This is a genomic window from Desulfovibrio sp. (assembly GCF_047607245.1).
Lineage (GTDB): Bacteria > Desulfobacterota > Desulfovibrionia > Desulfovibrionales > Desulfovibrionaceae > Desulfovibrio.
The window spans coordinates 1-6,564 of record NZ_JASGDK010000141.1 but is presented as its reverse complement, the minus strand read 5'-3'; the positions used below and the strand labels follow the sequence as shown (position 1 = coordinate 6,564).

At 55.7% G+C, this 6,564-nt stretch carries 6 protein-coding genes; 1 reads left to right on the top strand and 5 read right to left on the bottom strand.

The window, feature by feature from the left end; genetic code table 11:
• Positions 1-226: 226 nt before the first annotated feature.
• From QM579_RS11170 to QM579_RS11160, 3 genes are all read right to left on the bottom strand, one after another.
• On the bottom strand, positions 227-712 hold the full coding sequence (locus tag QM579_RS11170) for a HyaD/HybD family hydrogenase maturation endopeptidase (protein WP_414999222.1): 486 nt from the start codon (positions 710-712) through the stop codon (positions 227-229).
• Between the two features lie 77 nt (positions 713-789).
• The gene (locus tag QM579_RS11165; protein ID WP_414999221.1) at positions 790-2,466 is read right to left on the bottom strand and encodes a nickel-dependent hydrogenase large subunit; all 1,677 of its coding nucleotides are present in this window, start codon (positions 2,464-2,466) and stop codon (positions 790-792) included.
• Between the two features lie 12 nt (positions 2,467-2,478).
• Positions 2,479-3,435, bottom strand: coding sequence for a hydrogenase small subunit (locus QM579_RS11160; protein WP_183718158.1), 957 nt, complete (start codon positions 3,433-3,435; stop codon positions 2,479-2,481).
• A 552-nt stretch (positions 3,436-3,987) separates the two neighbouring features.
• Here QM579_RS11160 and QM579_RS11155 point away from each other — a divergent pair.
• Positions 3,988-5,253: an O-acetylhomoserine aminocarboxypropyltransferase/cysteine synthase family protein gene (locus QM579_RS11155; RefSeq protein WP_414999220.1), complete on the top strand. Its 1,266-nt coding sequence runs from the start codon at positions 3,988-3,990 to the stop codon at positions 5,251-5,253.
• A 94-nt stretch (positions 5,254-5,347) separates the two neighbouring features.
• On the opposite strand, the gene QM579_RS11150 is transcribed toward QM579_RS11155, so the two are convergent.
• Both QM579_RS11150 and QM579_RS11145 read right to left on the bottom strand, forming a co-directional pair.
• Positions 5,348-6,271, bottom strand: coding sequence for a D-alanyl-D-alanine carboxypeptidase family protein (locus QM579_RS11150; protein WP_414999219.1), 924 nt, complete (start codon positions 6,269-6,271; stop codon positions 5,348-5,350).
• 34 nt (positions 6,272-6,305) lie between these two features.
• On the bottom strand, positions 6,306-6,564 hold a 259-nt coding region (locus QM579_RS11145; protein ID WP_414999218.1), incomplete at its 5' end, for an AI-2E family transporter.

The following is a 6,564-nucleotide window of genomic DNA, read 5'->3' as shown; positions in this document are numbered from 1 at the left end:
TCTTGTGCAAGGAGACGGCATATGGGCTGCACTGCTGCGGCAGGCAGGAATTGCTCTGTATAGTGAAGTGAATTTGCCTGAAAATTTGGGTTAAGAGAAAGCCGAATTTAGGACGTTGAGCGTGCACGTTTTAGCAAGCTCGGCTACAGACAGCAGCTCTATTAAAGAAAGCCCGGATCAGCGTATTCTCGCTGATCCGGGCTTTCTTGCAAGCAATGGTTGTTAGTCAGATTTTTTCAGCGCAAATTTCCTGCCGCGCCAGCTCTGCCACAACTTTTTCGCAAAATTCCGGCAACTTGGCTTGAAGCTCGGGGGTGAGCTCTATCTCCATGCTTTTGTAGTCGTAAGGTTGTATACCGAACACTACGGCCTCGGGGCGATGGCCAGCCAGTTCGCAGGTCACAAGGGTATCCAGCAAGTCAGTCTGGTGCATCGAGTCCCTGAAGCTCAGGCTCTGGCGTAAATTTTCGCCTTCCAGTCTGTAGATGGTGCCAGGTTCCTTGGGGCCAAGCACGACATCAAGCACTACCAGAAAATCGCAATCCATCAAATTGCTCATGAGCATGAGGCCGTTAGTGCCGCCATCCATAAGGGTCACATTGTCAGGCCAGCGATAGTGCGCCTCAAGATATTCAACGGCGCGTACGCCAAAGCCTTCGTCGGTCAACAGGATATTGCCTACCCCAAGGATAAGTATGTTCTGTTTGCTCATGTGCCAGCTCACTTGCTTGATGATAAAAAAGGGCGGGAGCAAATCCCCCCGCCCTTGCTAGTCATAGTTACAATCTACTACAGTACCTTGAATTCATTGACTTCGTTGGTTTCGCCGTCAATGACGTGCACCGAGCAGGCAATGCAGGGGTCAAAGGAGTGTATGGTACGCAGGATTTCCACCGGGCGCTTGGGATCGGCCACAGGCGTACCCACAAGGGCGGCTTCAGCGGCGCTGGGCTGACCCTTGTCATCCCGCGGTCCCAGGTTCCAGGTGGTGGGCACCACAAGCTGGAAATTGTCGATCTTGCTGTCCTTGATGGTCATCCAGTGGGACAGGCCGCCACGGGGGGCGTCAAGGAAGCCAACGCCGCGGCCGGAGGTCGGCACGGCGTAGTCTTCAACAATCTGCTTGTCTTTGACAATGTTGTTTTCGTAGTCGTTGATCCAGTTTTCCATCTGCTGGGCAATCACCAGGGTCTGAATGCCGCGGGCAGCGGTACGGCCCAGGGTGGAGAACAGGGCTTCGGGGCCAAGGTTCAGCTTGCCAAGCACAGCGTCGATGGTGGGCTTGATGGTCTTGTGGTTGTGACCGTAGGCAACAAGCATCTGGGCAAGAGGACCGGTTTCCATGACGTGGTTGTCATAGCGCGGGGCCTTGTTCCAGGAGTACTTGTCCGTGTCGCCCATAAAGGTGAAGTGCGGGTTGGTTTCGCCGTTATAGGGCGTACGGGCCTCGCCTTCGTACCAGCTGTGACGAACCTGTTCGTCGATCTTGCTGGGATCAAAGGGCTGCACAGAGCCGACCTTGCGGTCATAAATGACGCCGGGCTTGTACCAACGGCTGTTGAGGTCGCGTTCGCCGCCAGGAGCGGGGAATTCGCCGAAAGCCATAAAGTTGTTGGTGCCACCGATATTGGCCCAGTCCTTATAGTAGCTGGCCACAAGCAGCAGGTCAGGAATGTAGACCTCTTCAATGAACGCGCGGCCCTTGGTGTAAAGGTCGCGGAATTCTTTGATACGCGCAGGCGTAAGGGCTTCGTAGCAAGTCACGCCGCCAGCCACGGTGAACTGGGTATGCGGATTTTTGGCGCCAAAAACGGCCATGCCCTTGGCAACTTCAACCTGTGCACGCAGAGCCTGCAGATAGTGAGCCGTGCACACGAGGTTGGCTTCGGGGTCCATGTAGTAACCCTGATGACCGCCAAGGAAGTAGGCATTGGTGAAGGGGCCGAGCTGGCCGCTGTTCACAAAGGTTTTCAGCTTGGCTTGCACCGCGGCGAAGTCTTCAGTCGTCGCCTTGCGGGGCGAAATGGAAGACGCCAGCTTGGCGGCCTTGGCCGGGTCAGCCTGAAGCGCGCTGGTCACGTCCACAAAGTCCAGAGCATGCAGGTGGTAGAAATGTACCAGGTGGTCGTGCATGAACTGGTTGCCCAGCACAAGGTTGCGTATGTAGGTGGCATTGGCCGGAATGGGCTTGTTGATGGCGTCCTCAAGGCAGCGTGTGGAAGCCAGAGCGTGCGTGTAGGTACAGACGCCGCAGGTACGCTGGGTAAAGTGCTGCGCATCGCGAGGATCGCGCCCTTTGAGGATGGTTTCAAGACCACGGAAGAGTGTGCCGCAGCTGCGGGCTTCCTTGATTTTGCCGCCTTCAACTTCAACTTCAATACGCAGATGCCCTTCGATACGGGTCAGCGGATCCACCACAATGGGGCCGTTGTAATTGCTCTGGGGCGTTTTGGTAACTTGGCTCATCTTTTATCCCCCCTAGTTCTGGTAGAACGGCGTCATATCGTCCCAGAAATTGGGCTCACTGCAACCAATGCAAGGATGTCCAGCAGCAACAGGCCAGTTGGTCTCGTTGAAGAGAACCTTGGGGCAGTTGTTGTACGTTTCTGGTCCTTTGCAGCCCACATCATAGAGGCACCAGCCCTTGCGCGCTTCTTCCGAATTGAAGGAAGGCGCGAACTCACCAGCGTCAAAATGTTTGCGGCGTTCGCAAAGGTCATGCACGCTCTGACCAAAGAACATGACAGGGCGGCCCAATTCGTCGAGTTCGATTTTCTGGCCTTTCAAAAAGGCCACAAGGGCTCCAACCATGTTGACGGGGTTGGGGGGGCAGCCAGGCACATTGATGGACTTGATGCCAATGTCGCCGTAGCAGTCGTTGACGCCCTTGGCGCCAGTGGGGTTGGGCTTGGCCGCCTGAATGCCGCCGTAGCAGGCACAGGTGCCCACACTGACCACAGCCTTGGCTTTGGGCAGAATGTCTTTGCAGATATCATACATAGTGTGGCCGGCGATGTAGCCGTACTTGCCGTCCATAGCGGTGGGAATGGCGCCTTCGACAATGCAGACAAAACCTTCAGGGCTGTTGACGGCGGCATGAAGGGCGTCTTCAGCGGCTTCGCCAGCGGCGGCCATAATGGTTTCGTGGTAGTCGAGAGAAATGGTGTCGAGAATGAGGGTGTCAATGAAGGGCTGATAGGTGCGCAACAGCGCTTCAGAACAGCCCGTGCACTCGGCGGCGTGCAGGTACACTACCGACGGGCGGCGCCCGGTAAGGGCGGCGGCCACCTCAGAGGCGAAAGCCGGGCCCATGCCCATGGCCACGGCCACGGCTGTGCAGAATTTCATGAAATCGCGGCGGCTGATGCCTTGGCGCTCCAAATGCTCCAAACGATCGTCTCCGCCTTCTTTGCCCAGACCCACGGCAATACGCATAATAGCCTCCTGGCAAGAGTGAATGAACAACTGCGGCGCAGTCCCCCTGCCACTGGGGTCTGCTGTGCGGCGCGACAAAAATCACGCCGTCCGTTTCGGGACAGCGGCGTAGAAACGTCCGGCTCCAGGCCGTGCGCCCGGCGGCGCTGTCGATGTAAAATTCAGGAACTAATGTGATGCGGAAGGCCGCTGACCTTGGCATGTGCGGTATTCATGCCCCTCATGGTTCCGCACCGTCAGCCAGCCGTCATTTGCAAAAAATTATACGCCCTAAAAGGTGAGCGGTCAATAGGGCTGTGGTTTTTTGCTGGCGCATGAACCATAAGATAACTTTGAAAAAAGTGGCAAAATTCAACTCTGTGCGCGATCAAAAGCATTTACCTGTGATACCTGTTGTAGCATGGGTTAACAGCGGCATCCGCCCAGGGCTGACGTGCAGGCCCTTCACGCGCATGGTTGCCACCAGCACAAGCTTGCGCTATTTTTTCAAGCCGCTTGGCATACAGGCCTTGGCCGATATATTTCCTTACCACCGTACATTTCGAGGATGGCATGAAAACGGAATCTCTTTGTCTGCACGCCGGATATGAGCCCAAAAACGGCGAACCCCGCGTTGTGCCCATCACCCAGAGCACCACATTCAGATACGAATCCACGGCGGCCGTGGCGAGGCTTTTTGACCTTGAGGACGCAGGGTTTTTCTATACCCGGTTGGGTAATCCCACTGTGGATGCCGTGGAACGCAAGATTGCCGCTCTTGAGGGCGGGGTAGGGGCTTTGTGTACCTCTTCCGGCCAGGCTGCCAGCATGCTCGCCCTGCTCAATATTGCGCAGAGCGGCGACCACGTTGTCAGCGCTTCCAGTATCTACGGCGGTACATTCAATCTTTTTGCCGTCACCCTGAAAAAGCTCGGCATTGAATTTACCTTTGTAGACCAGAATGCCTCGGATGCGGAACTGGAAAAAGCCTTCAGGCCCAATACCCGGGCTGTTTTCGGCGAAACGCTGACCAATCCGTCTATGGACGTGCTGGATATTGAGCGCTTCGCCCGGCTGGCGCACAGGCATCGCCTTCCGCTGCTTGTGGACAGCACCTTTGCCACGCCAGTGTTGTGCCGTCCTTTTGAATACGGCGCAGACATAGTTATACATTCCACTACCAAATATATGGACGGTCATGCCCTGCAAATGGGCGGCGTGATTGTTGATAGCGGCAATTTTGACTGGACCAGCGGAAAGTTCCCCGAATTTACTGAACCGGACCCCTCATACCACGGCCTTGTCTACACTACGGCCTTTGGAAAAGCGGCCTATATCGTCAAGGCCCGTGTTCAGCTCATGCGTGATATGGGCTGCTGCCAAAGCCCGCAGGGCGCTTTTTACATCAATCAGGGGCTTGAAACCCTGCCGTTGAGAATGGAGCGTCACTGCTGCAATGCAGAAAAGGCCGCTTCCTTTCTTCATGAACACAGCAAGGTCGCTTCGGTTAACTACCCACGCCTGCCCGGCAACGCCAACAAGGCTCTGGCCGACAAATATCTGCCCGATGGGTGCAGCGGCGTCATCTCCTTTTCATTGAAGGGGGGGCGTGAGGCTGGAGTGCGCTTTATTGACAGCCTGAAAATGATTTCTCTTGAAGTGCACGTGGCTGACATTCGTACCTGCGTTCTGCATCCGGCCAGCTCAACGCACCGCCAGTTGTCCGATGAGCAGTTGCACGATGCGGGCATTACCCCCGGCACTATCCGCTTGTCTGTGGGGCTTGAGCATATAGACGACATTCTTGCTGATCTTGGTCAGGCTCTGGAGCAGGCATAGGGCAGAGACTCTAGACAAAAAACGAATGGCAAAACGAAAGGCGGCGGGAGGTTATTCCCGCCGCCTTTACGCGTCATGTGAAGCTCAGTTTGCGTCAGCGCTTTCTTTTACCAGCAAACATCTGCTGTATCTTTTTGGGTGAAGCAGGGTACCGGAAGCCGGCCTCAATGAGACGGCGGGCTGCATTATCGCGCCCCACTCTGCTGGTGCCGCCCATCACCACCGCCAGCATGCGGGTTTTGCCTCTTTGGGCCGTCACAATCAGATTGTAACCAGAGGCAACAGTCCATCCGGTTTTAAGCCCGTTTACACCGGGAACTTGACCCAGCAACGCGTTGGTATTGCGGGTTTTTCTGTCTCTGTGAGTAAACAGGGTCACATTATGATAGCGCAGAGCTGACGGATGCGCCCGAAGATAGGCGCGCGTCATGAGAGCCATATCCCTGGCCGTGGTTTTTTGCCCGGCGGCGGGCAGCCCTGTGGGGTTTTTGAACGTGGTCCGGCTCATGCCGACGGCTTTGGCCTTCTGGTTCATAGCGCGAACAAACTGCCGATCATTGCCGCCAGCACGGCGTGCTACTGCTGTGGCTGCATCATTGCCGGAAACAACGGCCATGCCCGTCAGCAGTTGTGGCAGGGGGACTCGCTCGCCAGCACGTAAATGCATGGACGAACCGCCCACAGAAGCCACTTCAGGTGTAATTCTGATTTTTTCGCCAAGTTTGATTTTTCCTGCCTGTATCTGATCCATAGCCAGATACATAGTCATGACCTTGGTCAGCGAAGCCGGAGGAATGGCCAGATCGGGATTTTTGGAATAAAGCACCGCGCCCGTGTCCATATTGATAAGAATGGCGGCGCGTACAGGCATGGCTGCCAGCGACTGACAGGGCAGGGCGCAAAGGATGACAAGGCAGGCCAGAAAGATGCTGACCATACATTTGAAATGGCGGCGTTGCGTGGTGTGGCCGTGATCTGTATCGCGTAAGGCGTGCCCGCTGGCCCGGGTGCGTGGCATATCTGCTACCCGGGGAATGGCGTAAAAGTCTGTATTAAACATTATACCTATATGTACGGTTGGCTTCCTCCACCGCCTGCATTGCAAAGGCCAGCAGTACAGGACCTGCAATAAGTCCTACCGGGCCAAAGCTTGAAAGGCCGCAGAGAATGGAGATAATCAATACAAAAAATGGGGCCTTGATACCCTGCCGCAAAAATAGCGGCCGCAGCACGTTATCCACGCCAGCAACCGCCAGCGTGCCCCACAATGCCAGGCCTACAGCGGCCATAGTTTTGCCTGTAAACCAGAGT